This is a genomic window from Stutzerimonas nitrititolerans, from assembly GCF_003696285.1.
In the GTDB taxonomy this organism is placed as follows: Bacteria; Pseudomonadota; Gammaproteobacteria; order Pseudomonadales; family Pseudomonadaceae; genus Stutzerimonas; species Stutzerimonas nitrititolerans.
Window position 1 is genome coordinate 20,393 of the sequence record NZ_RFFL01000016.1, and the last position, 26,050, is coordinate 46,442.

Genomic DNA, 26,050 nt, shown 5'->3' on the forward strand with positions numbered 1-26,050 from the left:
TCGATATTTCGCTGTGCGCTTATACCAGGCGCAGATGGTTATCCCAGAGGCCAGCAGGCAGTTTCAGCGGCTGGGTGACGATGCGCTCGCCCCGGCAGTCGTAGAGGCGGCAGCGGCCCTGGCCGGAGGTCACCACGAAGCCTTCTTCGACGGCGCCAACGCCGGCGCAATCGGGCAGGTGGGCCTCCTGGCGCAACTGTGCGCTGTCCAGATCCCAGAAGAACACCTTGTTGCCTCGCGGGGCCGTCACGGCGAGCAGGCGCAAGCCGTCGTGAATCGCCACGCTGGCCGTGTACTGGTTCATCGACAATCGCTGCGACTCACCCAGTGGAAACGCCTGGAACGCCTCGCCCGGACGCTTGATCGCCACCAGCGGGGCACGATCCAGCGGATCGCCTTCGTATTGCTGGCCGGAGACCACGGTGCCGTCCGCGGCCACGGCCAGATGGCGGACGCTGTTCATCTGCTGGGGCAGTTGTTCCTTGCTGACCAGCGTCCCGTCGCGGCGCAGCAGCACCAGGCTCGGCTCCATGGCATCGAGGTTCATCATCTCGCGGCTGTCGGCTTCGGTGCGAATGCCGCCGTTGGCGATCACCAAGGTTTCGCCGTCGGGCATCCACAACAGCTGATGCGGGCCGAGGCCATGGCTGGAATGCTCGCCGGTACGCACCAGGCGCCGCTCCTCGACGCGGTAGACGCCGATCACGCCACGGCCGGGGTCGCTGGTGTCGTTCTCGGTGGCGTAGAACCAGTCGCCATCCTTGTGGAACACTCCATGGCCATAGAAATGTCGGTCCCTGGGCGATTCGATGACCTGCAGCAGGCTGCCGTCGCGGCAGTCGATCACGTAGCTTTCGCGGCTGGGGCGGCGGCCAACGAACACGGCCAGCGGCAGGTGTGGGTGGGCATAGGCATCGTGGCAGCGCTCGGCCACCGGGGTGGCGAACGCCTGGCTGCCGTCGAGGTGATAGCCGACCGCATAGTGCCGTCCTTCTGCATCGTCGCGGGCGGACAGCAGCAATGGCTGCTGCGTCTGTCGGGTGAAGGTCCAGCCACACAAGGCCGAGGCGGCGAGCAGTGCGCTGCCCAGGCCGAAGAACGTCCGGCGTTTCATCTCAGTCTCCGTCGTGGGCGTTGAAACCGATCTGGATGCCCAGCGCACCGGCCAGCTCGCCCTGATGCAGGCGGTGCAGGGTATCGATACGCTCGTACAGGGTGTTCAGGCGCTCGCGGCCGCTTTGATCGGCGATCAGCTCGCTGAACGGCTGACCCATTGCATTCAGTTCCTGTAGCACCGCTTCGTAGGCGCGGTCGATACGCGTGGCGATTTCCGCCTGGTCGCTGTCGAGCAGCTGGCGCAGCCCCTTACCATCGGCCCCTTGCCAGAGACGCTGTGCACCGGCGATGGCGGCTTCGATGCTGATCAGCGTGGCATCGCTGCGCCAGGCTTCGGCCTGGTAGGGCTGCGGATGCCCCTTGGTCTGGCGGCCGAGCGGGGCGCCGAGCTTCTTCTTCAGGCCATCCAGCGCCGTGACCTGTACCCGTATCAGGTCGGCGATGGCCTCGGCGGCGTCGGCATAGCGCTCGTTGGGAAACTTGCTCAGCTGTGCGGCCATGCCATCGGCGGCCTTCCACTGTTCGAGAATCTCGCTGGCCAGCTGCTGCTGGTGCTCGCCGATGGCGATCAGCAAGGGGCAATAGCGCGCCTTGGTTGCGCTGTCCTGGAGGGTGACGGCCTCATCGAACAGCACGTACTCATAGGCGGACAGGCCCTGCAGCACCACGCTGCCGCTTTCCAGGTCGGCCCGGGTCAGTTGCGGGTTGTTCTTCAGCAGCGCGGCGATCTGCCGGCCCACGAGGTTCTTCTTGTCCGGCCAGAACTGTACCTGCCAGGCGCGGTTGCCTTCGCCCATCGGGCCGACCAGCAGCGGCTGCAGTCCGGCCCACGCGCGCTGGGCCTGGAAGAAGGCTTCACGGGCGGCGGCCAGGTCTTCGTTGCCGGCGCAATAGGCGATGGCGCTGGCGGCCAGGCGGCGATCGCTTTCCGCCCATTGGGTATAGGCCGGTAGCAGCACTTCGCCGGCGAGCGACTTGCTCGTCTTGGTGAAGGGGTCGGAGGGCGAGCAGGCGCTCAGCAGCAGGCCCAGTGCGGCCATGCCGGCGGCATGGATGTTTCGGATGCGGTACATGTTTTTCCTCTTCGGCAAGGCTTGGCAGGGTGCTGCGCGCGTCAAAGCGATTCGAGAAAGGCCAGCAGGGCGGCCCGCTCTTCGCTATCGAATTTCAGTACATGACGACGAGCCTGCTCCGCTTCGCCGCCGTGCCAGAGTATGGCTTCCATCAGGTTGCGTGCGCGGCCGTCGTGCAGGAAGCGGGTGTGGCCGCTGACTGCCTGGGTCAGACCGATGCCCCACAGCGGCGGGGTCCGCCATTCGCGGCCGCTGGCCTCGAACTCCGGACGGCCATCGGCCAGACCTTCGCCCATGTCGTGCAGCAACAGGTCGGTATAGGGGCGAATCAGCTGGTTGGCCAGCTCAGGTTCGGCGGCGTCGGCGTCGGTGGTGAACTGCGGTGTGTGGCAGCTCTGGCAACCGGCACGGTGGAACAGCGTCTTGCCGGCGAGCACCTGGGGCGCATCGACGTTGCGGCGAGCCGGTACGCCCAGGTTGCGGGTGTAGAACAGCACCTGGGAGAGAATCTTGTCGCTCACCTCCGGTTCGCCGCCGTCCGGCATGGCGCGGCATTCGACCTGCCGTTCGGTGCAGCTGTTGCCCGTCAGCAGGCTGGTGCTCAGCCCCATATCGTTGAAGAAGGCGTCGGCATTCTGCTGGTTCAGCGTCGGCTGGCCGGCCTTCCAGCCGAAACGGCCAATGACGGTTTCCCCCGTGACCTGGTCATAGACCCGGTTGGGGCGGCCGGAGATACCGTCACCGTTCAGATCATCGGGATCGGCGTTGGCCAGCAAGGCGGCTTCCGGTATCGCTTCCAGCAGGCCCAGGCCGATCATCGGCGGCGCCACGCGCGGCGAGAACAGCGTCTGCGGGTGCATTGGGCCGTAGCCCAGCTCGGTGATGTCCAGCTGGGGTCTTCGCAACTCCACCTCGTGGCCATCGGCGAATTTCACACGGTGGGTGGTAAAGCTCAAGCGGACCTTGCCTTCCGGGGCGATGCCTGGAATGGCCATGTCCTGGAGCTGGCCGCCGTAGGTCGGTTCGGGCGCTATGCCACGCTGGTGGACGACGTCGGCATGGGCTTCGGTCGCCGGAATGGACAGCCGCACCAGCATCGAAACGGAATTGGATGCGTCGCCTTCGGGTGGATGCCCACGGCCATCCTTGATATGGCAGCTCTGGCAGGCATTGGTATTGAACAGCGGACCCAACCCGTCCCGGGCCGTCGTCGATGCCGGGGCGATCACCCAGGGGTTGCGGAAGAAGCTGTTGCCCACGCTGAAGTCCAGCCGGCGCAGCGGCGACAGGTTGGCCGAAGGCATGGAGAAGGCGTTCTGATCGAACTTCATCACGGTCGCGGCTCCGGCGGAAAGGGCCTCACCGGGCTCGGCCCGATCGAAGTGCACGGCTTCATCGCCGCAGGCTGTCAGGCCTATTGCCAGCAGCGGAACGCAAAGGCGGAACAACGCTAGACCCCTCAGCCAGAAAAAGGATGCGATCTTAGCAGGCTAATGGATCATGAATAAGAGGGATTTGCATTTGTGTTGGCCTGAGGCCGAGAGAGGTGCGCAAGAAGCGCGGGTGAAAGGCAGCCTTGGGAGTGGCCGGAGTCACTCCCAAGGCTGAGCGGATCAGAACTCGTGATCGGCGGTATCCGGGTTCAGGTCCTTGATGCCCAGTGCCGCGGCGGCTTGCTCGATCGAAGCCGTCTGGGCGACCAGTGCGGCAATCGCCGCGCGCACCTTCTCCTGGCCTTCGTTGTTATCAGGGGCGATCAGCTGGTCGAAGGCTTCGCCATCGTTGGCGCTCGCGACCAGCACCTGCATCTTCGCTTCGGTGGTTTCTAGGTTGGTCTTCAGGTCGCTGTCGATCTCGGGCGAAACGCCTTCGACCAGCGAGGCCAGGCTCGGGCCGGTCAGGGTGCTGCCGTCGGTACGCAGGTACTCGCCCAGGTAGATGTTGCGAATGCCCTTGGCATTGAAGAAGTGCGAGTTGTGGGTGTTGTCGCTGAAGCAGTCGTGCTCGTCCTCGGTGGAGTTGGCTTCCAGGGCCACTTTCATGCGTTCGCCGGCCAGTTCGCCGAGGGACAGGCTGCCCATGCCGAAGAACATCTTGCGCAGGCCGTTCTCGGCCGATTCGGCTTCCAGGCTGGCGCGGTAGTTGCCCGCTACGCCGGCTTCCCACTGGCCGACCATTTCCTCGAGATCGCTGACCAGCAGGTCGGTGGCGACCTTCAGGTAGGTGCGGCGGCGATCGCAGTTGCCGCCGGTGCAGCCTTCGCCATCGATGAAATCGCTCACCGGGCGCTGACCGGCGCCGGGATTGGTACCGTTCAGGTCCTGGCCCCAGAGCAGGAATTCGATGGCGTGGTAGCCGGTGGCGACGTTGGCTTCGGAGCCGGCCAATTCGTTCAGGCTGGCCAGCAGCTCGCCGGTGATCTGGCTGACGTCGATCTTGTCTTCGCCGATCTGTACTTCCTGGTTGGCGATGATGTTGGCAGTGGCGCCGGGGTTGCCCAGCGCATGCTGGTAGTCGCCCTCGACGTAATCGATCAGGCCTTCGTCCAGCGGCCAGGCGTTCAGCTGGCCTTCCCAGTCATCGACCACCGGGTTGCCGAAACGGAAGACTTCCGTCTGCATGTAGGGCACACGGGCCGCCAGCCAGGCTTCTTTGGCCGCTTGCAGGGTTGCGTCGGTCGGCTCGGCGAGCAGGGCGTCGATGGCTTCCTGAAGCTTCAGCGCGGTGCCGTGGGCGTCGCTGAAGATGGCATGGGCCATGTCGGCGTAATGCTTGACCACTGCCTGGGCAGCTTCGCTGTTCAAGGTATCCGGCGCGCTTGCGGCGGGCTCGCTCTGGGTGGTGGTTTGCGGAGCGGCGGCCTGTTCGGCGGGGGCCTTGTCCTCGCCGCAACCAGCGAGGGAAATGGCGGCGGCCAGCAGGCTGGCGGTGGCCCAGAGAGGAGTGCGTAGCATGGCGGGTTCCTTTGCTTGCGTAGGTTTTTGTGGTGGGGTGCCAGCAGCGGAGGTGCGACAACCGAGGCAGAGCATAATGCGAAAGATTTGCATTTTGTGCAAAGGAATTGCGTGGAGTGGGTCGCTCTTCGGGGATGGCGATATCGCTAGAATGCCTTTCCCGTACGGATCCTGGAGTAGTTCTGATGAGCCCGAGCGCCGTCGTCACGCTGGTCGTGCTGTTTCTTGTCGCAGCTTATGCGGTCGTTCTCTATAACGGTCTGGTGCGCCTCAAGCACGGCGTGGGCAAGGCCTGGTCCAACATCGACGTGTTGATGCGCCAGCGCCATGAGGAGCTGCCGAAACTGGTGGAGACCTGCAAGCAGTACATGCAGCACGAGCGGGGCACCCTGGAGGCGGTCATCCAGGCGCGAAACGCCGTTTCCAGCGCTCGCCAGCAGGGCGATGTCGGCGCCCTGGGCCAGGCCGAAACCGGCTTGCGCGCGGGCCTGGGGCGGCTGTTCGCGCTGGCCGAGAATTATCCGGAGCTGCGCGCCAACGACAGCTTCCGCCACCTGCAACAGCGCATCAGCGGCCTGGAAAGCGGCATCGCCGATCGCCGCGAGCTGTACAACGAATCCGTCAATCTCAACAACGTGCGCATAGAGCAGTTCCCCGATGTACTGCTGGCGCGCCTGTTCGGCTTTCGCGAAGCGGCGCTGCTGCAGTTCAGCGAGGCGGAAAAGGCCGACGTCGACCTGAAGACCCTGTTCGGCTGACATGGATCTGGGACTGCTGATCATCCTGGGCGGCAGTGCGGCGCTGTCGCTCGGGGGAGGCTGGGTCTGCATCAGCCGCTGGTCGCGCATACGCCATCTGCAGGATACGCCGACCTCCCGGATTCGCTCGGCGGCCCAGGGATATGTGGAGCTTGTCGGCATTCTGCGGCCGTTAGGCGATGTGCCGCTGATCGCTCCCCTGAGCGGTGAGCTCTGCCTGTGGTGGCGCTATCGCATCGAGGAATATCGCTCGAACGGCAAGCGCAGCAGCTGGAGTGTGGTGGAGCGGGGCGTCAGCGAGGGCTGGCTGCGCCTGGCCGACGCCACCGGCGAATGCCTCATCGACCCGCGCGGCGCCGAGGTACGACCGGCCTTCCGCCGGGTATGGAGCGGTTCCCTGCGCCATCCACGCGGTATGCCGCTGCGCGGTTTGCGCGGACTGCTCGGCATTGGCCGTCGATATCGCTACTGCGAAGAGCGCCTGCACGCCGACGAGCCGCTTTACGCCATCGGTGATTTCCGCACGACGGGAGGCGGCCGCCAGGGGCTGGACCTGGCGACCGCCAGAAAGCAGGTGATCAGCGAATGGAAGGGTGAATATGCCGGCTTGCTGCAGCGCTTCGACAGCAATGGCGACGGCCAGCTGGACGAAGCGGAATGGCGCCGGGTGCGCCTGGCTGCGGGGCTCGAGGCTGAAGAGCGGCATCGGCATGCCAGTACCGGCCCTGCGCAGCATCGCTTGGCGCGACCGACGGAAAGGCTGCCGTTCGTGCTGTCCAGCCATGGCGAGGAAGTGCTTGCACGGCGTTATCGCTGGCAGGCCCTTGGCGGCGCATTGATGTGTCTGGCGGGTGCGTTGCTGCTCTCTGCCAAGCTGGCGTGATCTGGCCTAGAACAGCTCGGAATTCACCGCTGCCTTGTGGCGCAGGTCCTGTTGCAGCAACTCGCCCAGCGCTGGCGCCGGCAGGGGACGGCTGTAGAGATAGCCCTGCCCTTCGTCGCAGCCCTGCGCGATCAGGTAAGTTTCCTGCTCCGTCGTTTCCACGCCCTCGGCGATGACCTGCATGCCCAGGTTCTGGCCCAGCTGGATGATGGCGCGCACGATGGCGGCGTCGCCATCGCCGACGCTCATGTCGCGCACGAAACTCTTGTCGATCTTGATCTTGTCCACCGGCAGCCGCTTCAGGTAGCTGAGCGAGGAATAACCGGTGCCGAAATCGTCGATGGCGATCAGCGCCCCCGAATGCCTCAGGCGCTGCAGGTTGCGCGAGGCGGCGTCTATGTCTTCCATCAGGCCGGTTTCCGTCACTTCCAGCTCGAGGCTTTCCGGCGGTAGCTGGTAACGGTCGAGCAGGTTGCTGATGGTTCGCGGCAGCTCGGCGTGGTGCAGTTGCACCGTGGAGAGGTTGACCGCCATGCGCAAGCCATCGAGGCCTTCTTCATGCCACTTGCGCAGTTGCTGGCAAGCCTGGTCCAGCACCCAGTTGCCGATGGCGACGATGCTGCCGTTCTGTTCGGCCAGCGGAATGAACAGGTCCGGCGGGATCATGCCGTCCGTTGGGTGGGTCCAGCGGAGCAGGGCCTCGACGCCGGTGATGCGTTGCCGGCGATAGTCCATCTGCAGCTGATAGGCCAGATGGAACTGGCCGAGCGTGAGGGCCTGGCTCAGGTCTTTCTGCAGTTTGCGACGTTCGCGCATCTCGCTGTCGATGCTGGCCACATAGAACTGGTAGCGGTTGCGCGCACGCGCCTTGGCCAGGGTCATGGTCTGTTCGGCTTTCTGCAGCAGCTTCTCGGTGCTGTCGCCGTCTTCGGGATACAGGGTGATGCCGATGGTGGCCTGCAGGCGGATCTGATGTTCGTCGAGTTGTATGGGGGTTTCGAGGCCGTCGAGCAGGGTTTGCGCCAGTTCGGCCGCTTCGTAGGGTTCGGCGAAACCCGACAGCACCAGCACGAACTGATCGCCGCCCAGGCGCGCCAGTGCGCCGACTCGACCGCTGTAGGCACGCAGTCGATCCGCCAGCGCGACGAGCAGCCGGTCGCCGTTCTGATAGCTGAGTTGCTCGTTGACGCCCTTGAAGTCGTCCAGCCCGAGGCAGAGCACGGCCACGCGGCGCTGCAGACGCTCGGCCTCCTCGAGGATGCGGTCGAGCTGCTGCTGCAGTTGCAGGCGGTTCGGCAGGCCGGTCAGCAGGTCGTAGCGGGTCATGCGCTGCAGGTCGTCCTCGGCGGCGAGGCGCAGCTGCATGTTGTGCTCGATCGAGGCGAGCAGGCCGTTGGCGGTTTCGATCCAGAGCCCCAGTTCGTTCTTCTCGTGCCCCTCGATGATGGGCAGCTTGTGTTCGCTTGGGCGATCCGGGTTGATCCGCGACAGGTGTTCGACGAGCTTCGCCAGTGGCCGCGTCAACAGCCATTCGTAGATCAGGTAGAGCACCAGGCCCAGCGTCAGCGCGCGAAGCAGGCCCAGCGCGAAGATCAGCAGCGAGTTGTCGACGAACGCCTTGCCATAGGGCGCGGTATCCATCGTGATGTGCAGGTCGCCGTAGTATTCGTCGTAGGGCGGACGCCCCACGAGCGGCACGGAAAACGACTGGTCGCGGCCCAGGATGGGGTCGGTCAGCCAGCGTGAAGGCATCGAGATCGGGGGGCGGATCTTCTGCGCGAGGGGTTCGTCGCCCGGATGGCCGATGGAAGCACGTCGAATCGCTTCGTGCTGAAACAGCCCTTCCATGACCTGGGCGCCCATTTCGCGGTCCAGGCTGTAGATGGCCTGGGTGGACGGGTCGCGTGTCATGCGCAGGATGCGTTGGGCGTCGGCCTCGATCAGCTGGCGGGTGCTGTAGACGTTGAAGAGAATCTGCGCGCAGCTGAGTACGAGCCCTACGGCCAGCGCGGACAGCAAGACGATGCGCAGTAGTCTCCGCGACAGGCTGTGGCGCAATTCCGTCAAGAGAATTTCCTTTTTCCGAGCGAAGGCGTGTCGCAAGTATTGGTAGTCATCGGAAAAAGGTCAAAGAAACAGATAGCACTTTGGCATTGCGGTGGAGTGGCGAAAACGAGAATGCCCGCATCGAAGCGGGCATTCACTTGGGTGGAAGCCGGGCCTGACACGCCGGCCTGCTTCACCGCGGGGGCGTTCAGCCTGCGAAGTTCTTCGCGACGAAGTCCCAGTTGACGACGTTCCAGAACGCTTCGACGAACTTCGGACGGGCGTTGCGGTAGTCGATGTAGTACGCGTGCTCCCAGACGTCGCAGGTCAGCAGCGGCTTGTCGCCTGCGGTCATCGGGTTGCCGGCGCCAATGGTGCTGGCCAGGCCGACGCTGCCGTCAGCTTTCTTCACCAGCCAGGCCCAGCCGGAGCCGAAGGTGCCGATGGCGGTCTTGGTGAATTCTTCCTTGAACTTGTCGAACGAGCCGAAGGCGGCGTTGATCGCATCCGCCAGCGGGCCGGTAGGCTGGCCGCCAGCGTTCGGCGCCATGCAGTTCCAGAAGAAGGTGTGGTTCCAGACCTGAGCGGCGTTGTTGAAGATGCCACCGGAAGAGGTCTTGATGATGGTTTCCAGATCCTTGCCTTCGAACTCGGTGCCCGGGATCAGGTTGTTCAGGTTGGTCACGTAGGCCTGGTGGTGCTTGCCGTGGTGATACTCGAAGGTCTCGGCGGAAATGTGCGGCTCGAGGGCGTTCTTTTCAAACGGAAGCGGCGGCAATTCGAAAGCCATGGTGTATCTCCTGCTCAGGTGTCGAGAATTGATGTGGCCAGCGATGAGAGGAAGTGTGTTTGGCGCAATGCGTAACGGTGAAAACCGCATTGGGTTTCGTCCGTTGCGCCTGTCCTTCTCTCGCTCGCCACATGCGTGTGCAATCTCTGGCCGTTCACGGGCGGCCGTGGTGGCGGACTGAAGCATTCCACTCCATGCCCGCGAATCCGGGATCATAGCACCCGCCCTGTGGCAAAACCACGCGGCAACTGTGTGGAAAAGCGGCGGCTGCAGGCCCTGAGCGTGGACCGCTGGCAGGCGATGACGTTCCTTGGGATTGTTGCCACTGCGTACGCGACTGCGCTGGAGCCTGTGCCCGGACCTAAGCCATGACGACCAATTGCACGGCGATGGCGAACATCATGCACGCCACGCCCAGGTCGATGAGACGCCAGGTCAGTGGACGTGCCAGCCATGGCGCCAGCCAGGCGCCGCCCAGTGCCAGCAACAGGAACCACAAGGCCGATGCGCTTGCCGCGCCCACGGTGTAGGCGCCGGGCTCCGGCTGCTGCGCACCCAGCGAACCGATCAGCAGGACGGTATCCAGATAGACATGAGGGTTGAGGAAGGTCACCGCCAGCGCCGCGAGCAATACGCTGCGCAGGGAGCGACTTGCGGCGGTTTCCTCCCGCAGCACGCCCGGGCGCACCGCGCGGCGCAGGGCCAGCGTGCCGTACCAGAGCAGGAAGGCCACGCCGCCCCAGCGCGTGATCTGCAGCAGCATGGGGCTCTCGGCGATGATCGCCGCCAGCCCGAACACACCGAGGCTCACCAGCAGGATGTCGGAGCAGATGCAGAGCAAGGCGACCGGCAAATGGTGTTCGCGGCGCAGGCTCTGCGCCAGGACGAAGGCGTTCTGTGCGCCGATCGCCATGATCAGGCCGGCGGTCACCAGCAATCCGTTGAAATAGCTTTGCCACATAACCCGGACTCGCGATTCGATGAAGGTGTGGCAGTTTCAAGGAAGGCTATGTATAAGAAAAACGAATTATGCTGATGCTGCATTAGGGAATCGAATGTTCGACTACAAGCTGCTTGCCGCTCTGGCGGCGGTTATCGAGCAGGCCGGCTTCGAGCGCGCGGCGCAGGCGCTGGGGCTGTCGCAATCGGCCGTTTCGCAGCGCATCAAACTGCTGGAGGCGCGCGTCGGTCAGCCTGTCCTGTTGCGTGGCGCGCCGCCACAGCCAACCGAACTGGGCCAGCGTCTGCTCAACCATGTTCAGCAGGTCCGCCTGCTGGAGCGCGACCTGCAGGGGCAGGTTCCCGAACTGGACGAAAACCGCCTGCCCGAGCGATTGCGCATCGCGCTCAACGCCGACAGCCTGTTGACCTGGTGGACCGCGGCCGTTGCGCCCTTCTGCATCGCGAACCGGGTGTTGATCGACCATGTGCTGGAAGATCAGGACGTGGCACTCAAGCGCATGCGCGCTGGCGAAGTGGCCGCCTGCGTCTGCGCTGTCGAGCGCCCCCTGGCCGGTGCACGCAGCCTGTTTCTCGGCGCGATGCGTTATCGGGCGCTGGCCAGCCCGGCGTTCATTGACCGCTATCTGGCGGGCAAGGCCGGCCCCCAGGCGTTGTTGCAAGCGCCGGCCATCGTCTTCGGTCCCGACGATCAGCTGCAGCATCGCTATCTGGCCTCGCTCGGCCTGACCGGCGCGTTCGCCCATCATCTGTGCCCCTCGTCCGAAGGGTTCGTGCGCCTGATGGAAAACGACATGGGCTGGGGACTGGTGCCCGAGCTGCAAGTGCAGAACGAACTGCGCAGCGGGGCGCTGAGGGATGTATCGAGCGGCCAGCCGATCGATGTGCCGCTGTACTGGCACCACTGGCGCAATGGCGGAGAGCTGCTGGCGGAGCTGACCGGGTATCTGAGTCGTTCGGCCGGGCGCTGGTTGATTCAGGCCGGCGGTTGAGGTCGCACCTGCGGTTTCGTCGTATCCGCTGGTTCCAGCAAAGTAACGTGGAACTCCACGACGAATCGTACCTCTAATCACGCCCGAAGGCCCAACGTCCCTGTCGGAGTCCGTCGATCCGCTGACAGTTGAGCAGTAGCAACAGGCGTACCACTTTTACTCCAGTGGGGCGTCTGGCCGGCAAGCCTGTGAAGTCGCGACCTGGCGTCGCAGGGCCCCGATCGAAACGGCGGCATTGGCACCGAACAGCGCGCGGCGATGCACATTCCTGGGGTGCGCAGGCGCCATGCTGGTGCAGTTCCATCGCGCAACTATCGCCACTGAAGTGCGGTAGCCGAATCGTTATACTGCGCGCTGCTTACGCTTCCGCGCCCCTGACATAGGTATCCCATGCGCAACGATGCTCACGATGAACTGGACGACATCCCCAGCCTGACTGCGGAACGCGAACGCGGCGGGCCTTATCCGCCGCCACAACTGGAACCGGTGCTTCAGCCCGCCGAAAGCCGTTCGCGGCAGAAGCGTCGCTCGGGCGGTACGGCGCCGTTGTGGGTGCTGGTCGTGGCGCTGTTCATCGCGCTGGGAGGGCTTGGTTGGTGGAGTTACCAGCAGATCTCGCGACTGGAAATGCAACTGGTCGCCACCCAGGATAGCTTCGCACGCATCAGCGAAGATGCCGCCGGGCGACTGCAGGACATCTCCGGGAAAGTGGTGGCCACCGAGTCCAACGTGACCACCGAGAGCGAGGCGGTGAAGCTGCGCATCAGGCAGTTGGAAAAGCAGACCCTCGACCTGGTCGAACAGCAGCGGGCGCTCGCCACCCAGCAGCAGAGCTTCGCGGGCAAGCAGGGCAACCAGGATCAGCGACTGGGCGAGCAAGGGCAGCAGTTGAAGAGCCTGGCGAGCGATCTGCAGAACCAGCAGGGCAGTACCGCTGCGCTTTCCGACAGCCTCGAGAAGCTGACGGGCGAGCAGGCTGCATCGACTGCCGCGCTGAATGAAATGAAAGGGTCGCTGGCGGGGCTGGACAAGCTGACGGCGAGAGTCGAGGGGTTGAGCAAGGAAATCGCCACCCTGAAGCAGCAGGGCAATTCCAGCCAGGAACTGCGTCGGCTGGAACAGGACGTGCTGGTGCTGCGCAGCGAGCTGGAAAACCGTCCGCGTGCGCAGCAGGGCGTCAATACCAGTGAGTTCGACTCCTTCCGCGGGCAGGTTACCCGCACCATCAACGCCATGCAGGGGCAGCTTTCCAACCTGCAGCAGCAGATCAACCAGAACTGAGTGCTCCGGTTCGAGAGCGGGTCGTGTGACTTCAGGTCGCACGATCCGCTGTGTCTCGACCCGGCAAGATGGCAGATAGCTGCTGATCTCGACGGCAGCGATCCGTTCGCTCGCAGCCGGCGTTGCTGAGCGCGCTCATGCCGACTGAATATTGGCGCACTAGCTTCGTGGCGCCATTAAAGTGCTATCATCCGCGCCGCCGGTACGCAGGAGGCATGCCGGTGTTTCCATGCCCGGGTTAATAATATGCCGTCACTGCTTGATGTCGTTTCCAGTCGCCTGGCTACGCTACTGCCCAGCGAACTTCGCTCCCACGAACTGACGAAACTGCTGGCTCCGCACCAGCACTCGCTGTTGCTCAGCCAGAGGCGCGCCACGCTGATCGTCACGCGGGTGCGCATGTTCGCCTTCCTGTTCGCGATACTGACCCCCTTGTGGGGGCTGATCGATCTGATGGTGTTCACCTATCCGCTATGGCCGGGCCTGGCAGCCTGCCGCCTGATGGCGTGCGGAGCCTTCGTCTGCCTTCTGCTGTTCTATCGCCCCAGCGGAAACCTGTTCGACGCCTACCGGGCGATTGCCATCCTGTTCGCCATCCCCACGGTGTTCTACGTGGCTTCGCACATCATGCTCGGTGGTCATCAACTGACCCAGTTCTCCGCTGCGGTGGCTACGGGGTACGCCTTCCTGCCGTTCGTGCTGATGGCCGGATTGGCGATCTTTCCGCTGACGCTGCTGGAAAATCTGGTACTCGCTTCCGTGCTGCTGCTGGCCCAGGTAGCGGTGGGCTACCTGAGCTGGTCGACGCTGAACTGGCCCTCCTACGTGGGGGCATTCTGGTTGCTGGTGCTGATTGCCGGCGTGACGGCACTGGCCAGCCTGAGCCAGCTGGCGTTCATGATCGCGCTGGTGCGCCAGGCCATTCGCGATCCGCTTACCGGTGTGTTCTCGCGCGGCAGTGGCGAGGACATCCTGCAGCTGCACTGGCATGCAGCCCGGCGTTCGGATCAGGCGCTGGCGGTCGCCTTCGTCGATCTCGACCATTTCAAACCCATCAACGACATGTTCGGCCATGAAGCCGGTGACCAGGCGCTGCGTGACTGCACCAGGAAGATGTTGGAAAAGCTGCGCGGCAGCGACAGTCTGGTGCGCTGGGGTGGTGAGGAATTCGTGGTGATCATGCCGGACACCGATATCGAGCAGGCGCAGATCGCCATGCGCCGGATGGTCGAAGACGGGCTCGGTTTCCGCCCCGACGGCCAGCCGCTGACGGCCAGTATCGGACTGGCCGAGCGCTGTTTCGACTGCGTCGAGGACCAACGGCAGCTGCTCGAGCTGGCCGATCAGCGCATGTATCTGGCCAAGTCGGAAGGGCGAAATCGGCTTTGCACGGCGGATGCTCCGCTAGGCGCCAGCGCCTGACGGCCTGCCCGTTACACCGCGAAGACATGCCTGAGGTAGGCGACGAAGGCCTCGTCTCGGCACATGGTCTTGCCGGGTGAGTCGGAGATCTTGGCGACGGGCTGGCCGTTGCAGCTGATCATCTTGATCACCATGTTGGTGGGTTCCACGCCCGGTATGTCGCAGGTGAGCTGGGTGCCAATGCCGAAGCTGGGGTTGCTGCGCCCCACCAGCGCCCGATAGAGATTCATGGCCCTGGGGAAATCCAGGCCATCGGAAAACACCAGTTGCCGGCTCATCGGGTCGATGCCCAGGCGGCGATAGTGGGCGATGGCCTTTTCCGCCCATTCGAGCGGGTCGCCGGAGTCATGACGCAGGCCGTCGAACAGCTTGGTCAGGTACAGGTCGAAGTCGGAGAGAAAGGCATCCATGGTGATGCAGTCGGTCAGCGCAACGCCCAGGGCGCCGCGGTACTCCCGGGCCCAGCAGTCCAGCGCCGCGCTCTGGCTGTCGATCAGCCGCGGGCCGAGCTGTTGGTGCGCCATGATCCACTCGTGCGCCATGGTGCCCATGGGCTTGACGTCCAGCAGGCGGGCCAGGTGAACGTTGCTGGTACCCACGAAGCGACCGGGAAAGTCGTCCTTCAGCCGTTCCACGACCATCGCCTGCACCCCATAGGAGAAGCGTCGCCGGGTGCCGAAGTCCGCCAGGCGGAATCCCGCCAGCTCCTCCTCGCTCGCCTCGCCACGTAGCCAGGCGAACTTCTCCTCGAGCCGCGCCTCGGCCTGCGCGAGGGTGACTTCGGGGTAACGGGTGCGATTGCGGACTTCGCTGATGATCGCCAGCAGCGGGACTTCATAGAGCATCACATGCAGCCAGGGACCGCGCAGGTGCACCACGAGTCTGCCGGCTTCGACAGCCACTCGCAGGTAGCGCAGATCGAAGCGAAATAGCCCCAGGAAGCGGATGAAGTCCGGCTGCATGTAGGGAATGCGTTCCAGGAAGGCCAGTTCCTCGGCACTCATCTGCAACTCGGCGAGCGCCTCGATCTGCTGCCGGATCTCTTCCAGGTAAGGCGTCAGGTCTTCATCCGAACGACTCTGAAACGCCCATTCCACTTCCGCGTTGGGGTAGTGGTGCAGCACCGCCTGCATCATGGTCAGCTTGTAGTAATCGGTATCCAGCAGGCTCTGGATGATGGGGGTGGAGGAGGGGCTGGCACTCATGAAAACATTCCTGTCTGGGAGCGGCGAGGGGGCTGCGCCTGGCCGCTTCATGTATAAGCCGTCGTGCTTGCTTTACCGGCATGTGGTTGCAAAGTTTTTCCGATATTAAGTGGCCGAGAAAGTTATAAGACGGCTCGTCAGGAAAAGTCGTTTTTCAGTTGAAATTATCAGGTGAAGTGTTCGCGCCATAGTAATGCAGTGTCGTTGAAAGTGGCGAGTTAATATCGAGGCAAATAAAAAGGGCAAAGGCTTTCGCCTTTGCCCTTCGGTACAACGGTTGTTTTTAACGGTTGCCGCCGCTACGGCCACCGCCGTGGCTGTTCTGGCCACCTTTGCGGCCAGCTTCGGAAGCTTTTTCACGGTCATTTGCAAAGTTGCCACCGCTGTTGTGGCCGCCTTTCTTGCCCGCTTCGGAGGCCTTTTCGCGATCGTTTGCAAAGTTGCCCGGATTCTTGTTCGCCATGTCTTTTTCTCCTACGTTGGATAGAGACTTGCTACAGGCCGTAATACTCGATCAGCCTTCATGATGTGAGATGGGTATATCCAGCGAGGAGTTTCACCCTGAACCTGAACGGCAGACGAATGGTTTTCCACACCTGAAGTAAGACAATGGCGAAATGCAGGCCAAGCGAAACGGTAGTTGCATGTTTCCCGGTAATTCAATTGCCGAGAAACAACTATCGCCCGCTTGGTCAGGCTGCGAGGGCGACCTGCCTTTGCGCCAGCAAGCGAACCACATAGCCGATTTTCAGCGCCGTGGGGCCGAGGATGACCAGTGCATGGGAGGCCACGATGGAGCCGAGGGGCAGTCGCTGATCGAACAGGTAGGCACCGCATACCCCGATCAGGAGCAGCAAAACACCACCAATCATCAACAGGTTGCCCAGGTTCAGCAGGCGGTTTGGATCGAACGATTGATCAATCATGAGGCCTCCTCGTGTGCGGCTCGGATGCGCCCGCACTTCTTCGTACGGGCGCGAGATCGTTACTCCAGTGCGGCGGCGGGCCCGAAGAATTCGTAGCGCGTCTGCTGTTCCGGTACACCCAGCGCCTTGAGCTGGCGCCGGATGGCGGCCATGAACGGCTTGGGTCCGAGGAAATAGGCGTCGACGTCGCGCTCGCGGGGCAGCCAGCTGGCCAGGCGTTCCTCGGTGAGCAGGCCGATGCCGTCGGGCTCTGCGTCGTCGCCCTGATGTTCTTCGTAGCAGTAGAAACGCTTGAGCTGCCCGTGCCGCTCGGCCAGCGCGTCCACGGCGTTGCGGAAGGCGTGCACGCCGGCATTGCGCGCGCAGTGGATGAAGTGCACCGGGCGCGAGGTCCGCAGGGCTTCTTCGAGCATCGCCAGGGTCGGAGTGATGCCGACGCCACCGCTGATCAGCACCAGCGGCTTGTCGCTCGGCTCCAGGGTGAAGTCCCCGGCGGGCGCGAACAGCTCCAGGGTTTCGCCTTCGCTCATTGCATGCAGCGCATTGGAAACCAGGCCGCCATTCTCGCGCTTGACGCTGATGCGGTACTCGCTGCCGTTGCTGGCGGCGGACAGCGAATAGTTGCGGCGCACCTCCTGGCCATCGATGACCAGGCGCAGGCCGATGTACTGGCCGGGCTTGTGGGCCAGCACCGCGCCGCCGTCTTCGGGTTGCAGGTAGAAGGAAGTGATCTCGGCGCTCTCGCTCACCTTTCGGGCGATGCGGAAACGTCGCGCGCCACGCCAGCCGCCAGGTGCCTCCTCGGTCGCGCTGTAGATCTGCTCTTCGGTGCCGATGAGGATGTCGGCCAGTTGCTGATAGGCGGCGGCCCAGGCGGCGATCACCTCGTCGGTAGCGACTTCGCTGCCGAGCACTTCGCGGATGGCGCGCAGCAGGCAGGAACCGACGATGGGGTAATGCTCCGGCAGGACCTGCAGGGCCACGTGCTTGTTGACGATCTGCGACACCAGCCCGCCCAGCTGCTCCAGCCGGTCGATATGTTTGGCATACATCAGTACGCCGTTGGCCAGCGCGCGCGATTGGTCGCCGCTGGCCTGGTGGGCCTGGTTGAACAGCGGGCGGACTTCGGGGTGTTCGCTCAGCATCAGGCGGTAGAAATGAGCGGTCAGGGCTTCGCCACCGCTTTCCAGCAGGGGGACGGTGGCTTTGATCAGGGCACGTTTTTCAGCGCAAAGCATGGATTTCTCCGTTCGTTATAGAGCTGTCTCTCTGACGGGGGTTCGCCGAGGCGTACCTACGGACAGGCTGTCTTGTGCCTTTCAACAATCGTTCCAGCTTGGAATTGACCGAAATCAAGGCCATGCAGGAGAAGCCAGGTAGTTAGGACCCTAACTTTAAGGGTTTAAATGACCCTTTCGGGGTGATAGTTACCGTGGCGCATCGAGAAGCCGCGAACCACCGCGCCGCCCGCCACTCCAAAGCAATACCTTTGATTTCGCCCACGGAGGGCAGCATGGAGAACTACCACATCACTCACGAAGACGATCGTTGGGTATTGCGCGAGGAAGGCGACAAGCGCGCCCTGATCGAGACCCTGACCAAGGAAGACATCCTCAACGAGACGCGCGACTACATGAAGCTGCGCACGGCTTCGGTGAAAATCCATGCCGAGAACGGTGAAGTCGAAGAGGAGCGCAGCTATCCGCGCGATCAGGATCCGCGGGCGACCAAGGGCTAAACGGGCTCCCTTCGCCTGGCTTTCCAGCGCCTTCCCAGTGCGACCAGCCAGCAAGCCATGATGAATGGCATGGTCAGCGGCGGCAGGCCCAGCCGGTCGAATCCTGCCCTGAGCAGCACCGCCGCGATGATTGCCAGCAGGGGCGCCACCCACGAACGATGGACCTGGCTGACCGCCAGCGCGGCGAGCGCCGGGTTGTAGCCGGCCAGCCCGGCCAAGGCCTGCTGTTCCGAACCGCCAGCCGCCAGCAACAGAGCCAGGCCGCTGACCGAGCCGCAGAGCATCCAGGCCGCGGCCCTGCGATCGGCCAGCCATACGGCCACCATCACCAGCAACCCGGCCAACGGCTGGCCGAGGAAGATGACCTGGCCGATGCCGGAGGCGACCGCGAAGAGCAGTCCTTGACCGTCCAGTATCAGCGGCGCATCGAGTCGCGCCGGGGTGACCAGATCGAGCGCCCCGGCCAATGCCAGCGCAAGCCAGCCGAAAAGCACGAAGGGCAGGGTGAAGCCGGGCAGCCAGTTGCGTTCGCGCATGGCGGCCATCAGGCGCACCTGCAGCAGATTGGTCACCACCGAACCGAGCGCGATCAGCCCCAGCGTGAGCGCCGACAACCCCAGCAGCAGAACGAACAGCAAGCCCAGCAGCGCCGCGTTGTAGCCGTAGAGGCCGATCGCGATATCGGACTTGCGGTAACCCAGTGCGACGGCGCTGAAGGTGCCCACCAGCGCGCCGACCGTCGCCCCGATCATCAGGCCTGGGGCATGCAGGGCGATCGCCAGCAGGATCAGCAGTCCGCAGCCGGGATGTGCCTGCAGGAATATCTGGCTGAAGCCGTTCAGGACGGCAGTAGTGCAACGCGATGGGCTGAGAGTGAGCATTTGCGGGGGAGAGGATCGCTCGGGTAAACGAGGAACGGCGAGCCGAAGCTCGCCGTCGAGAGGCTGGCGTCCGTTATGGTCCTCAGTTGAGCGTTTCGATCCGCAACGAATTGGTGCTGCCCGGCTGGCCCAGCGGCACGCCGGCGGTCACTATCACCGTATCGCCGGTGCCGGCCATGCCCTGCGCGCGAGCCAGTTCCAGCGCATTGGTGCAGACCTGCTCCATGTCGCGCATGGGCGCATCGAGAATCGAGTAGACACCCCAGGCCACCGTCAGCTTGCGTGCCGTGGCGATGCTCGGCGTCAGGCTGAGAATCGGCGCGCTCGGACGCTCGCGCGAAGCGCGCAGGCTGGAGCGCCCGGATTCGGTGTAGTTGACCAGAACGGCGACCGGCAGGATGCCGCTGATCCGGCGAATCGCGCAGCTGATCGCATCGGACAGCGTGGCCTCGGCGCTCGGCCGGTTGACGTCGAGCTGGGCCTGGAAGTCCGGGCCGCTTTCCACCTGGCGGATGATCTTGCTCATCATGCTCACGGCTTCCTGCGGATAGTCGCCCGAGGCGGTTTCCGCGGAAAGCATCACCGCATCGGCGCCTTCGGCCACGGCGTTGGCTACGTCGGTGACCTCGGCACGGGTCGGCGCGGGGGAGAAGCGCATGGACTCGAGCATCTGCGTGGCCACCACCACCGGACGGCCCAGCTGGCGGCAGATGCGGACGATGTTCTTCTGGATGCGCGGCACGCTCTCGGCCGGTACCTCGACGCCCAGGTCGCCACGGGCGACCATGATCGCGTCGCACAGCCGGGCGATTTCCCGCAGGTGCTGCACCGCCGAAGGCTTCTCGATCTTGGCCATCAGGAAGGCGCGGTCGCCGATCAGTTCGCGCGCCTCGTGGATATCCTGCGGACGCTGCACGAATGACAGCGCCACCCAGTCGACGCCCAGTTCCAGGCCGAAGCTGAGATCGCGCCGGTCCTTCTCGGTCAATGGGCTCAGTTCCAGCACCGCTTCGGGAACGTTGACGCCCTTGCGATCGGACAGCTCGCCACCGGCCACCACCCGCGTTTCGATGGCGTCGGCGTGCTTGGCGATCACCGTCAGGCGCAGGCGACCGTCATCCACCAGCAGGCTCATGCCCGGCTGCAGCGCTTCGATGATCTCCGGATGCGGCAGGTTGACCCGTGTGCTGTCGCCCGGTGTCGGGTCGAGGTCCAGGCGCAGGGTCTGCCCGCGCACCAGCTGCACCTTGCCTTCGGCGAAACGTCCGACACGCAGCTTCGGCCCTTGCAGGTCCATGAGGATGCCGATGGGCTGGTTCAGCTCGCGCTCGACCTCGCGGATCCAGCCGAAGCGTTCGGCATGGTCGGCGTGCTCGCCGTGGCTGAAGTTGAGGCGGAACAGGTTGACCCCGTTTTCGACCAGCGCGCGCACATCGTCGATGCTGCGCGTGGCGGGGCCCAGGGTGGCGAGGATCTTGACCTTCTTGTCGGGTGTCATGGCAGGTTCCCCTGGCAGTTATCGTTATATGTCGTGTCGGTGCCGCCCCTCAGGCGGAAGGCGGCAGCACCAGGATCGCGCGGAAGTCGTTGACGTTGGTGCGGGTCGGGCCGGTCATCAGCAGGGCGTCGAGCGCCTGGAAATAGCCGTAGCCGTTGTTGTCGGCCAGCTCGTCGGCGGCGCTGAGCCCCAGCGCCTCGGCGCGGGCGTAGCTGTCCGGCGTCATCAGGGCGCCGGCATTGTCTTCCGAGCCGTCGATGCCATCGGTGTCGCCGGCCAGCGCGTAGACGCCGGGCAGGCCCTGCAGGTTTTCCGTCAGGCTCAGGAGAAACTCGGCGTTGCGTCCGCCCCGGCCATTGCCGCGCACCGTCACCGTGGTTTCACCGCCGGAGAGGATCACGCAGGGCGCGGCGATCGGCTGGCCATGCAGCACCACCTGGCGGGCGATACCGGCATGGACCTTGGCCACTTCCCGCGATTCGCCCTCCAGGTCGCCGAGGATCAGCGGGGCGATGCCGGCAGCCCGCGCTTTCTCGGCGGCGGCTTCCAGCGATTGCTGCGGCCTGGCGATCAGCTGGAAATGGCTGCGCGACAGGCAGGGATCGTCCGCCTTCACGGTTTCCGAGCGCGGATCTTCCAGCCACTGGCGCACATTGGCCGGGATCTCGATGTTGTAGCGGGTGAGGATTTCCAGGGCTTCGGCGCTGGTGGTCGGATCCGCTACCGTCGGCCCGGAGGCGATCACCGTGGCCTCGTCGCCGGGCACGTCGGAAATCGCGTAGGTGTAGACGCTGGCCGGCCAGCAGGCCTTGGCCAGGCGGCCGCCCTTGATCGCCGACAGGTGCTTGCGCACGCAATTCATCTCGCCGATGTGGGCGCCGGAACGCAGCAGCGCCTTGTTGATCGCCTGCTTGTCGGCGAGGCTGATGCCTTCGGCCGGCAACGCCAGCAAGGAGGAACCGCCGCCGGACAGCAGGAAGATCACCCGGTCGCTTTCCTGAAGGTTGCTGACCATTTCCAGCACGCGGCGGGCGACGCGCTCGCCGGCATCGTCTGGCACCGGATGCGCGGCTTCCACCACCTCGATCTTGCGGCAGTCGGCGCCATGACCGTAACGGGTCACCACCAGACCGGAAATTTCCCCTTCCCAGGCCGCTTCGATGGCTTCGGCCATGGCCGCGGCGGCCTTGCCGGCCCCGATGACGATGGCTCGGCCGCTGCGATCGGCAGGTAGGTGATCGGCCAGTACCTGGCGTGGGTGGGCCGCGTCGATGGCGGCGGCGAACAGCTCGCGCAGCAGGGCTTGCGGATCGAGGGTCATGTGAAGCTCCTTGTATGAGGTCTGGGGCCGATTCCAGACCTTAGCGCTCGGCCATGCAAGTGAAAAAGGACAAGCGCTAAGGTTTGGAATCGACCCACCCGGCATTCGGGCCGTGACTCCTTCTGCCGGGCAGGTCGAAAGGGGTGCCGCCAGGAGGCGGCGGTTGAATCGTCGGACAGGCAAGGCCCAGGTCGTGGGGACGCGATGATTCCAGCCCTGCGTATTCGACGGTCAACCCTTGAGCGTCGCTGCGCCAGGGTTTGCGGTGAGCCACCACCCGTTCTGTCTGTCTGTCCCGTGAAGGTGGCTACCGCAGGCTCGGCTCAACTGGCTCGAAGCTTTTTACTTGTTGCGGATCGAGAAGTTGGACATGTGCTCCAGGCCCTTGATCAGCGCCGAGTGATCCCAGCCGCTGCCGCCGATCGACGCACAGGTGCTGAACACCTGTTGCGCGTTGGCGGTGTTGGGCAGGTTCAGGCCCAGTTCGCGCGCACCGGCCAGGGCCAGGTTGAGGTCCTTCTGGTGCAGGCTGATGCGGAAGCCCGGATCGAAGGTGCCCTTGATCATGCGCTCGCCGTGCACTTCGAGGATCTTCGAGCCGGCGAAGCCGCCCATCAGCGCCTCGCGTACCTTGGCCGGGTCGGCGCCGTTCTTGGCGGCGAACAGCAGGGCTTCGGCCACCGCCTGGATGTTCAGCGCGACGATGATCTGGTTGGCCACCTTGGCAGTCTGGCCGTCGCCGTTGCCGCCAACGCGGGTGATGTTCTTGCCCATGGCCTCGAACAGCGGCAGGGCGCGGGCGAAGCTTTCCTCGCTGCCGCCGACCATGATCGACAGGCTGCCGGCCTTGGCGCCGACTTCACCGCCGGAGACCGGGGCGTCGAGGTACTGCGCGCCGGTGGCGTTGATCTTCTCGGCGAACTGCTTGGTGGCGGTGGGGGAGATCGAGCTCATGTCGATCACGATCTTGTTCTGGCCGACACCTTCGGCAACGCCGTTCTCGCGGAACAGGACGTCTTCGACCTGGGGCGTATCCGGCACCATGATGATGATGAACTCGGCTTCCTGAGCGACTTCCTTCGGGTTGGCCAGGGCGACGGCGCCGCCTTCGATCAGCGCGGCCGGGGCCTTCTCGTGATGTTCGGAGAGGAAGATGTTGTGACCGGCTTTCTGCAGGTTCTGAGCCATGGGCAGGCCCATGATGCCGGTGCCGATAAATCCGATTTTAGCCATGAGTTTTCTCCTTCAATTCAGTCTGGGGTCGCGTCAGTTCAGATCGCGTTATGCACGCTGTTCTGGTAAGGAGCCAGCCAGCCGAGACCGGCTTCGGTTGTGGTGGCCGGCTTGTATTCGCAGCCGATCCAGCCCTGGTAGCCGATGCGGTCCAGATGCTCGAACAGGAAGCGGTAGTTGATCTCGCCGGTGCCCGGCTCGTTGCGGCCGGGGTTGTCGGCCAACTGCACGTGGTTGATCACCGCCAGGTTGCTTTCCATGGTGCGGGCCAGATCGCCCTCCATGATCTGCATGTGGTAGATGTCGTACTGCAGGAACAGGTTGCTGCTGCCGACCTTGTCGCGAATCTCCAGCGCCTGGGAGGTGTTGTTGAGGAAGAAGCGCGGGATGTCGCGGGTGTTGATCATTTCCATGACCAGGCGGATGCCTGCTTCTTCGAGCTTCTTCGCCGCGTAGCGCAGGTTCTCGATAAGGGTCGCCTCCAGCTTGCCGAGGTCTGCACCCTTGGGCGCGATGCCGGCCAGGCAGTTGACCTGGGTATTGCCCAGTACCTTGGCGTAGGCGATGGCCTTGTCGACGCCGGCGCGGAATTCCTCGACCCGCTCCGGATCGCAGGCGATACCACGGTCACCGCCCGCCCAGTCACCGGCCGGCAGGTTGAACAGCACCTGGGTCAGGCCGTTGGCGTCCAGCTGAGCCTTGATCTCCTCGGCCGGGAAGTCGTAGGGGAACAGGTACTCGACACCGCTGAAGCCGGCCTTGGCGGCGGCGGCGAAACGGTCCATGAAGTCCACCTCGGTGAAGAGCATGGACAGGTTGGCGGCAAAACGTGGCATGGGTATCTCCTTGTGATCTGTAGGGATCAGTTCGGACGGGTTTGAAGCTACTGCGCTTGGCTAGGCTGCGTTGGAATCGAACTCAAAATGCTCATTTACATAAGTAAACTCCGCTTCTTCGTTCGCTTCCGCCTTGCCTAGCCTGCGCTCGTAACGCTTCCAATCCCGCCCGGCGGTGTTGTGGTGGATGTGCTGCGCGACATCCACCCTACGGGGGGTGCTGCGGTGTTGCATCTGGTGGATATGCTTCGCGATATCCACCCTACGGTTGCTTGCGTAGGACGGGTGGCCGCCCCGTGGAAGACCACGAAGCGTTTTCCACGCGGTTACGGCTGCCTCAATCCAGCAATCCGACCGCGGTCGGCGCGTCCTCGCGGCCGCTGGCCAGTTCCTCGAACTCGTTGATGGCGTCGATCTCGGTGCCCATGGCGATGTTGGTCACGCGCTCCAGGATCACTTCGATCACCACCGGTACCTGGTGCTCGGCCATCCAGGCCTGGGCCTGTTCGATGGCCGGGCGCAGATCTTCCTGCTTGAACACGCGGATCGCCTTGCAGCCCAGGCCCTCGACCACCGCGACGTGGTCGACGCCGTAGCCTTCCATGCCGCTCTGGTCGGCATTGATGTTCTCGAAGCCCAGCTGCACGCAGTAATCCATCTCGAAGCCGCGCTGCGCCTGGCGAATCAGGCCCAGGTAGGCGTTGTTCACCAGGATGTGGATGTAGGGCAGCTTGAACTGCGCACCCACCGCCAGCTCCTCGATCATGAACTGGAAGTCATAGTCGCCCGAGAGCGCCACGACCTTGCGCGACGGGTCCGCCGCAACCACGCCGAGCGCCGCCGGAATGGTCCAGCCGAGCGGGCCGGCCTGGCCGCAGTTGATCCAGTGGCGCGGCTTGTAGACGTGCAGGAACTGCGCGGCGGCGATCTGCGACAGGCCGATGGTGCTGACGTAGCAGGCGTCCTTGCCGAACGCGTTGTTCATGCACTGGTATACGCGCTGCGGCTTCATCGGCACGCTGTCGAAGTGGGTCTTGCGCAGCATCGTGCGCTTGCGCTCCTGGCAGTCGGCGGCCCAGGGCGTGCGGTCCGGCAGCTTGCCGGCAGCCTTGCGCTCCTTGGCGACTTCGACGAACAGCTTCAGCGCGGCGCCCGCATCGGAAGTGATGCCGTAGTCCGGCGAGAACACCCGACCGATCTGGGTTGGTTCGATATCCACGTGTACGAACTTGCGGTCCTTGGTGTAAACCTCGACCGAACCGGTGTGGCGGTTGGCCCAGCGGTTGCCGATACCGAGCACGAAGTCCGAGGCCAGCATGTTGGCGTTACCGTAGCGATGGCTGGTCTGCAGACCGCACATGCCGGCCATCAGCGGATGGTCGTCGGGGATAGAACCCCAGCCCATCAGGGTCGGGATTACCGGCACGCCGACGGTTTCGGCGAACTCCACCAGCAACTCTTCGGCGCCGGCGTTGTAGATGCCGCCACCGGCGACGATCAGCGGACGCTCGGCGGCGCAGAGCATGTCGATGGCTTTCTCGATCTGCTTGCGGCTGGCTGCCGGCTTGTAGACCGAGAGCGGCTCGTAGGTGTCGACGTCGAATTCGATTTCGGCCATCTGCACGTCGAACGGCAGGTCGATCAGCACAGGACCGGGACGGCCCGAGCGCATCACGTGGAAGGCCTGCTGGAACACGCGCGGCACCAGTGCCGGCTCGCGCACGGTGACGGCCCACTTGGTGACCGGCTTGGCGATGGATTCGATGTCCACGGCCTGGAAGTCTTCCTTGTACAGACGGGCGCGCGGCGCCTGGCCGGTGATGCAGAGAATCGGGATGGAGTCGGCCCAGGCGGAGTAGAGGCCGGTGATCATGTCGGTGCCGGCCGGGCCGGAGGTGCCGATGCACACGCCGATGTTGCCGGCCTTGGTGCGGGTGTAGCCCTCGGCCATGTGCGAGGCGCCTTCGACGTGGCGTGCCAGGATGTGGCGAATGCTGCCGTCAGCGCGCAGGGCGGAATACAACGGGTTGATCGCGGCACCGGGGATGCCGAAGGCGGTATCGATGCCTTCCTTGCGCAATACCGCGACGGCGGCATCGATTGCTCTCATTCGGGCCATGGATCATTCCTCCTACGT

Annotated in this window: 24 protein-coding genes; 6 read left to right on the forward strand and 18 right to left on the reverse strand. The window is 64.2% G+C overall.

Annotated features, from left to right (window positions below; genetic code table 11):
* Nucleotides 1–19 precede the first annotated feature (19 nt).
* From EA795_RS17865 to EA795_RS17880, 4 genes are all read right to left on the reverse strand, one after another.
* Complete coding sequence (locus EA795_RS17865; protein WP_122078750.1) at nt 20–1,114, reverse strand: DUF1513 domain-containing protein; 1,095 nt, start codon at nt 1,112–1,114, stop codon at nt 20–22.
* A 1-nt stretch (nt 1,115) separates the two neighbouring features.
* Complete coding sequence (locus EA795_RS17870; protein WP_122078752.1) at nt 1,116–2,189, reverse strand: imelysin family protein; 1,074 nt, start codon at nt 2,187–2,189, stop codon at nt 1,116–1,118.
* A gap of 41 nt (nt 2,190–2,230) precedes the next feature.
* Entirely contained in the window at nt 2,231–3,637 is a 1,407-nt protein-coding gene (locus EA795_RS17875; RefSeq protein WP_122078753.1) for a di-heme oxidoreductase family protein, read from the reverse strand.
* Between the two features lie 165 nt (nt 3,638–3,802).
* Nucleotides 3,803–5,143 carry an imelysin family protein gene (locus EA795_RS17880; RefSeq protein WP_122078755.1) on the reverse strand — a complete coding sequence of 447 codons (1,341 nt, stop codon included), beginning with the start codon at nt 5,141–5,143 and terminating at the stop codon, nt 3,803–3,805.
* A gap of 185 nt (nt 5,144–5,328) precedes the next feature.
* On the opposite strand from EA795_RS17880, the gene EA795_RS17885 reads away from it, so the two are divergent.
* Nucleotides 5,329–5,901, forward strand: a complete 573-nt coding sequence (locus EA795_RS17885) for a LemA family protein (protein ID WP_058074163.1) — start codon at nt 5,329–5,331, stop codon at nt 5,899–5,901.
* 1 nt (nt 5,902) lies between these two features.
* Nucleotides 5,903–6,784, forward strand: coding sequence for a hypothetical protein (locus tag EA795_RS17890; RefSeq protein ID WP_122078756.1), 882 nt, complete (start codon nt 5,903–5,905; stop codon nt 6,782–6,784).
* A 6-nt stretch (nt 6,785–6,790) separates the two neighbouring features.
* On the opposite strand, the gene EA795_RS17895 is transcribed toward EA795_RS17890, so the two are convergent.
* The 3 genes from EA795_RS17895 to EA795_RS17905 form a co-directional block, all read right to left on the reverse strand.
* Nucleotides 6,791–8,851, reverse strand: coding sequence for a putative bifunctional diguanylate cyclase/phosphodiesterase (locus EA795_RS17895; protein ID WP_177431843.1), 2,061 nt, complete (start codon nt 8,849–8,851; stop codon nt 6,791–6,793).
* Between the two features lie 187 nt (nt 8,852–9,038).
* Nucleotides 9,039–9,620: a superoxide dismutase gene (locus EA795_RS17900; RefSeq protein WP_014853754.1), complete on the reverse strand. Its 582-nt coding sequence runs from the start codon at nt 9,618–9,620 to the stop codon at nt 9,039–9,041.
* A gap of 361 nt (nt 9,621–9,981) precedes the next feature.
* On the reverse strand, nt 9,982–10,581 hold the full coding sequence (locus EA795_RS17905; protein ID WP_122078758.1) for a LysE/ArgO family amino acid transporter: 600 nt from the start codon (nt 10,579–10,581) through the stop codon (nt 9,982–9,984).
* A gap of 94 nt (nt 10,582–10,675) precedes the next feature.
* Here EA795_RS17905 and EA795_RS17910 point away from each other — a divergent pair, with 94 nt between their 5' ends.
* The 3 genes from EA795_RS17910 (at nt 10,676) to EA795_RS17920 (ending at nt 14,275) form a co-directional block, all read left to right on the forward strand.
* Nucleotides 10,676–11,572, forward strand: coding sequence for a LysR family transcriptional regulator ArgP (locus EA795_RS17910; protein WP_014853752.1), 897 nt, complete (start codon nt 10,676–10,678; stop codon nt 11,570–11,572).
* Nucleotides 11,573–11,962: 390 nt separating this feature from the next.
* On the forward strand, nt 11,963–12,853 hold the full coding sequence (locus EA795_RS17915) for an ATPase (protein WP_014853751.1): 891 nt from the start codon (nt 11,963–11,965) through the stop codon (nt 12,851–12,853).
* Nucleotides 12,854–13,099: 246 nt separating this feature from the next.
* On the forward strand, nt 13,100–14,275 hold the full coding sequence (locus tag EA795_RS17920) for a GGDEF domain-containing protein (protein WP_122078760.1): 1,176 nt from the start codon (nt 13,100–13,102) through the stop codon (nt 14,273–14,275).
* Between the two features lie 11 nt (nt 14,276–14,286).
* Here EA795_RS17920 and pncB read toward each other — a convergent pair whose 3' ends face one another.
* The 4 genes from pncB to hmpA form a co-directional block, all read right to left on the reverse strand.
* The gene (gene pncB, locus EA795_RS17925; RefSeq protein ID WP_122078761.1) at nt 14,287–15,480 is read right to left on the reverse strand and encodes a nicotinate phosphoribosyltransferase; all 1,194 of its coding nucleotides are present in this window, start codon (nt 15,478–15,480) and stop codon (nt 14,287–14,289) included.
* Nucleotides 15,481–15,763: 283 nt separating this feature from the next.
* A complete protein-coding gene (locus tag EA795_RS17930) occupies nt 15,764–15,943 on the reverse strand; it encodes a con-10 family general stress protein (RefSeq protein WP_014853748.1) in 180 nt (59 codons plus the stop codon).
* Nucleotides 15,944–16,172: 229 nt separating this feature from the next.
* Nucleotides 16,173–16,406, reverse strand: a complete 234-nt coding sequence (locus EA795_RS17935) for a hypothetical protein (RefSeq protein ID WP_014853747.1) — start codon at nt 16,404–16,406, stop codon at nt 16,173–16,175.
* Nucleotides 16,407–16,465: 59 nt separating this feature from the next.
* The gene (gene hmpA, locus EA795_RS17940) at nt 16,466–17,644 is read right to left on the reverse strand and encodes an NO-inducible flavohemoprotein (RefSeq protein WP_122078763.1); all 1,179 of its coding nucleotides are present in this window, start codon (nt 17,642–17,644) and stop codon (nt 16,466–16,468) included.
* Nucleotides 17,645–17,919: 275 nt separating this feature from the next.
* Here hmpA and EA795_RS17945 point away from each other — a divergent pair, with 275 nt between their 5' ends.
* The gene (locus tag EA795_RS17945; protein WP_014853745.1) at nt 17,920–18,144 is read left to right on the forward strand and encodes a DUF2188 domain-containing protein; all 225 of its coding nucleotides are present in this window, start codon (nt 17,920–17,922) and stop codon (nt 18,142–18,144) included.
* Here the strand turns inward: EA795_RS17945 and EA795_RS17950 are convergent.
* The 7 genes from EA795_RS17950 to gcl form a co-directional block, all read right to left on the reverse strand.
* Complete coding sequence (locus EA795_RS17950; protein WP_122078765.1) at nt 18,141–19,025, reverse strand: urea transporter; 885 nt, start codon at nt 19,023–19,025, stop codon at nt 18,141–18,143. The genes EA795_RS17945 and EA795_RS17950 overlap by 4 nt on opposite strands.
* Nucleotides 19,026–19,107: 82 nt before the next feature.
* Nucleotides 19,108–20,523 (reverse strand): pyruvate kinase, encoded by a 1,416-nt coding sequence (gene pyk / locus EA795_RS17955; protein WP_014853743.1) that lies wholly within the window; start codon nt 20,521–20,523, stop codon nt 19,108–19,110.
* Nucleotides 20,524–20,572: 49 nt separating this feature from the next.
* On the reverse strand, nt 20,573–21,844 hold the full coding sequence (locus tag EA795_RS17960) for a glycerate kinase type-2 family protein (RefSeq protein ID WP_065984727.1): 1,272 nt from the start codon (nt 21,842–21,844) through the stop codon (nt 20,573–20,575).
* A 342-nt stretch (nt 21,845–22,186) separates the two neighbouring features.
* Entirely contained in the window at nt 22,187–23,077 is an 891-nt protein-coding gene (locus EA795_RS17965; RefSeq protein WP_122078770.1) for a 2-hydroxy-3-oxopropionate reductase, read from the reverse strand.
* 38 nt (nt 23,078–23,115) lie between these two features.
* Nucleotides 23,116–23,913 (reverse strand): hydroxypyruvate isomerase, encoded by a 798-nt coding sequence (gene hyi, locus EA795_RS17970; protein ID WP_122078772.1) that lies wholly within the window; start codon nt 23,911–23,913, stop codon nt 23,116–23,118.
* A 60-nt stretch (nt 23,914–23,973) separates the two neighbouring features.
* Nucleotides 23,974–24,174 (reverse strand): hypothetical protein, encoded by a 201-nt coding sequence (locus EA795_RS17975; protein ID WP_014853739.1) that lies wholly within the window; start codon nt 24,172–24,174, stop codon nt 23,974–23,976.
* 76 nt (nt 24,175–24,250) lie between these two features.
* Nucleotides 24,251–26,032 carry a glyoxylate carboligase gene (gene gcl / locus EA795_RS17980; protein ID WP_014853738.1) on the reverse strand — a complete coding sequence of 594 codons (1,782 nt, stop codon included), beginning with the start codon at nt 26,030–26,032 and terminating at the stop codon, nt 24,251–24,253.
* Nucleotides 26,033–26,050: the final 18 nt, after the last annotated feature.

Excerpts from the sequence above, each read along its gene's own strand:
- EA795_RS17930 (WP_014853748.1), bottom strand. The coding sequence starts at position 15,943 with ATGGCGAACAAGAATCCGGGCAACTTTGCAAACGATCGCGAAAAGGCC.
- hmpA (WP_122078763.1), bottom strand. The coding sequence starts at position 17,644 with ATGCTTTGCGCTGAAAAACGTGCCCTGATCAAAGCCACCGTCCCCCTG.
- gcl (WP_014853738.1), bottom strand. The coding sequence starts at position 26,032 with ATGGCCCGAATGAGAGCAATCGATGCCGCCGTCGCGGTATTGCGCAAG.
- EA795_RS17900 (WP_014853754.1), bottom strand. The coding sequence starts at position 9,620 with ATGGCTTTCGAATTGCCGCCGCTTCCGTTTGAAAAGAACGCCCTCGAG.
- EA795_RS17910 (WP_014853752.1), top strand. The coding sequence starts at position 10,676 with ATGTTCGACTACAAGCTGCTTGCCGCTCTGGCGGCGGTTATCGAGCAG.
- EA795_RS17915 (WP_014853751.1), top strand. The coding sequence starts at position 11,963 with ATGCGCAACGATGCTCACGATGAACTGGACGACATCCCCAGCCTGACT.
- EA795_RS17960 (WP_065984727.1), bottom strand. The coding sequence starts at position 21,844 with ATGACCCTCGATCCGCAAGCCCTGCTGCGCGAGCTGTTCGCCGCCGCC.
- EA795_RS17890 (WP_122078756.1), top strand. The coding sequence starts at position 5,903 with ATGGATCTGGGACTGCTGATCATCCTGGGCGGCAGTGCGGCGCTGTCG.
- EA795_RS17870 (WP_122078752.1), bottom strand. The coding sequence starts at position 2,189 with ATGTACCGCATCCGAAACATCCATGCCGCCGGCATGGCCGCACTGGGC.
- EA795_RS17950 (WP_122078765.1), bottom strand. The coding sequence starts at position 19,025 with ATGCTCACTCTCAGCCCATCGCGTTGCACTACTGCCGTCCTGAACGGC.
- EA795_RS17880 (WP_122078755.1), bottom strand. The coding sequence starts at position 5,143 with ATGCTACGCACTCCTCTCTGGGCCACCGCCAGCCTGCTGGCCGCCGCC.
- hyi (WP_122078772.1), bottom strand. The coding sequence starts at position 23,913 with ATGCCACGTTTTGCCGCCAACCTGTCCATGCTCTTCACCGAGGTGGAC.
- EA795_RS17965 (WP_122078770.1), bottom strand. The coding sequence starts at position 23,077 with ATGGCTAAAATCGGATTTATCGGCACCGGCATCATGGGCCTGCCCATG.
- EA795_RS17935 (WP_014853747.1), bottom strand. The coding sequence starts at position 16,406 with ATGATTGATCAATCGTTCGATCCAAACCGCCTGCTGAACCTGGGCAAC.
- EA795_RS17905 (WP_122078758.1), bottom strand. The coding sequence starts at position 10,581 with ATGTGGCAAAGCTATTTCAACGGATTGCTGGTGACCGCCGGCCTGATC.
- pncB (WP_122078761.1), bottom strand. The coding sequence starts at position 15,480 with ATGAGTGCCAGCCCCTCCTCCACCCCCATCATCCAGAGCCTGCTGGAT.
- pyk (WP_014853743.1), bottom strand. The coding sequence starts at position 20,523 with ATGACACCCGACAAGAAGGTCAAGATCCTCGCCACCCTGGGCCCCGCC.
- EA795_RS17865 (WP_122078750.1), bottom strand. The coding sequence starts at position 1,114 with ATGAAACGCCGGACGTTCTTCGGCCTGGGCAGCGCACTGCTCGCCGCC.
- EA795_RS17945 (WP_014853745.1), top strand. The coding sequence starts at position 17,920 with ATGGAGAACTACCACATCACTCACGAAGACGATCGTTGGGTATTGCGC.
- EA795_RS17885 (WP_058074163.1), top strand. The coding sequence starts at position 5,329 with ATGAGCCCGAGCGCCGTCGTCACGCTGGTCGTGCTGTTTCTTGTCGCA.
- EA795_RS17920 (WP_122078760.1), top strand. The coding sequence starts at position 13,100 with ATGCCGTCACTGCTTGATGTCGTTTCCAGTCGCCTGGCTACGCTACTG.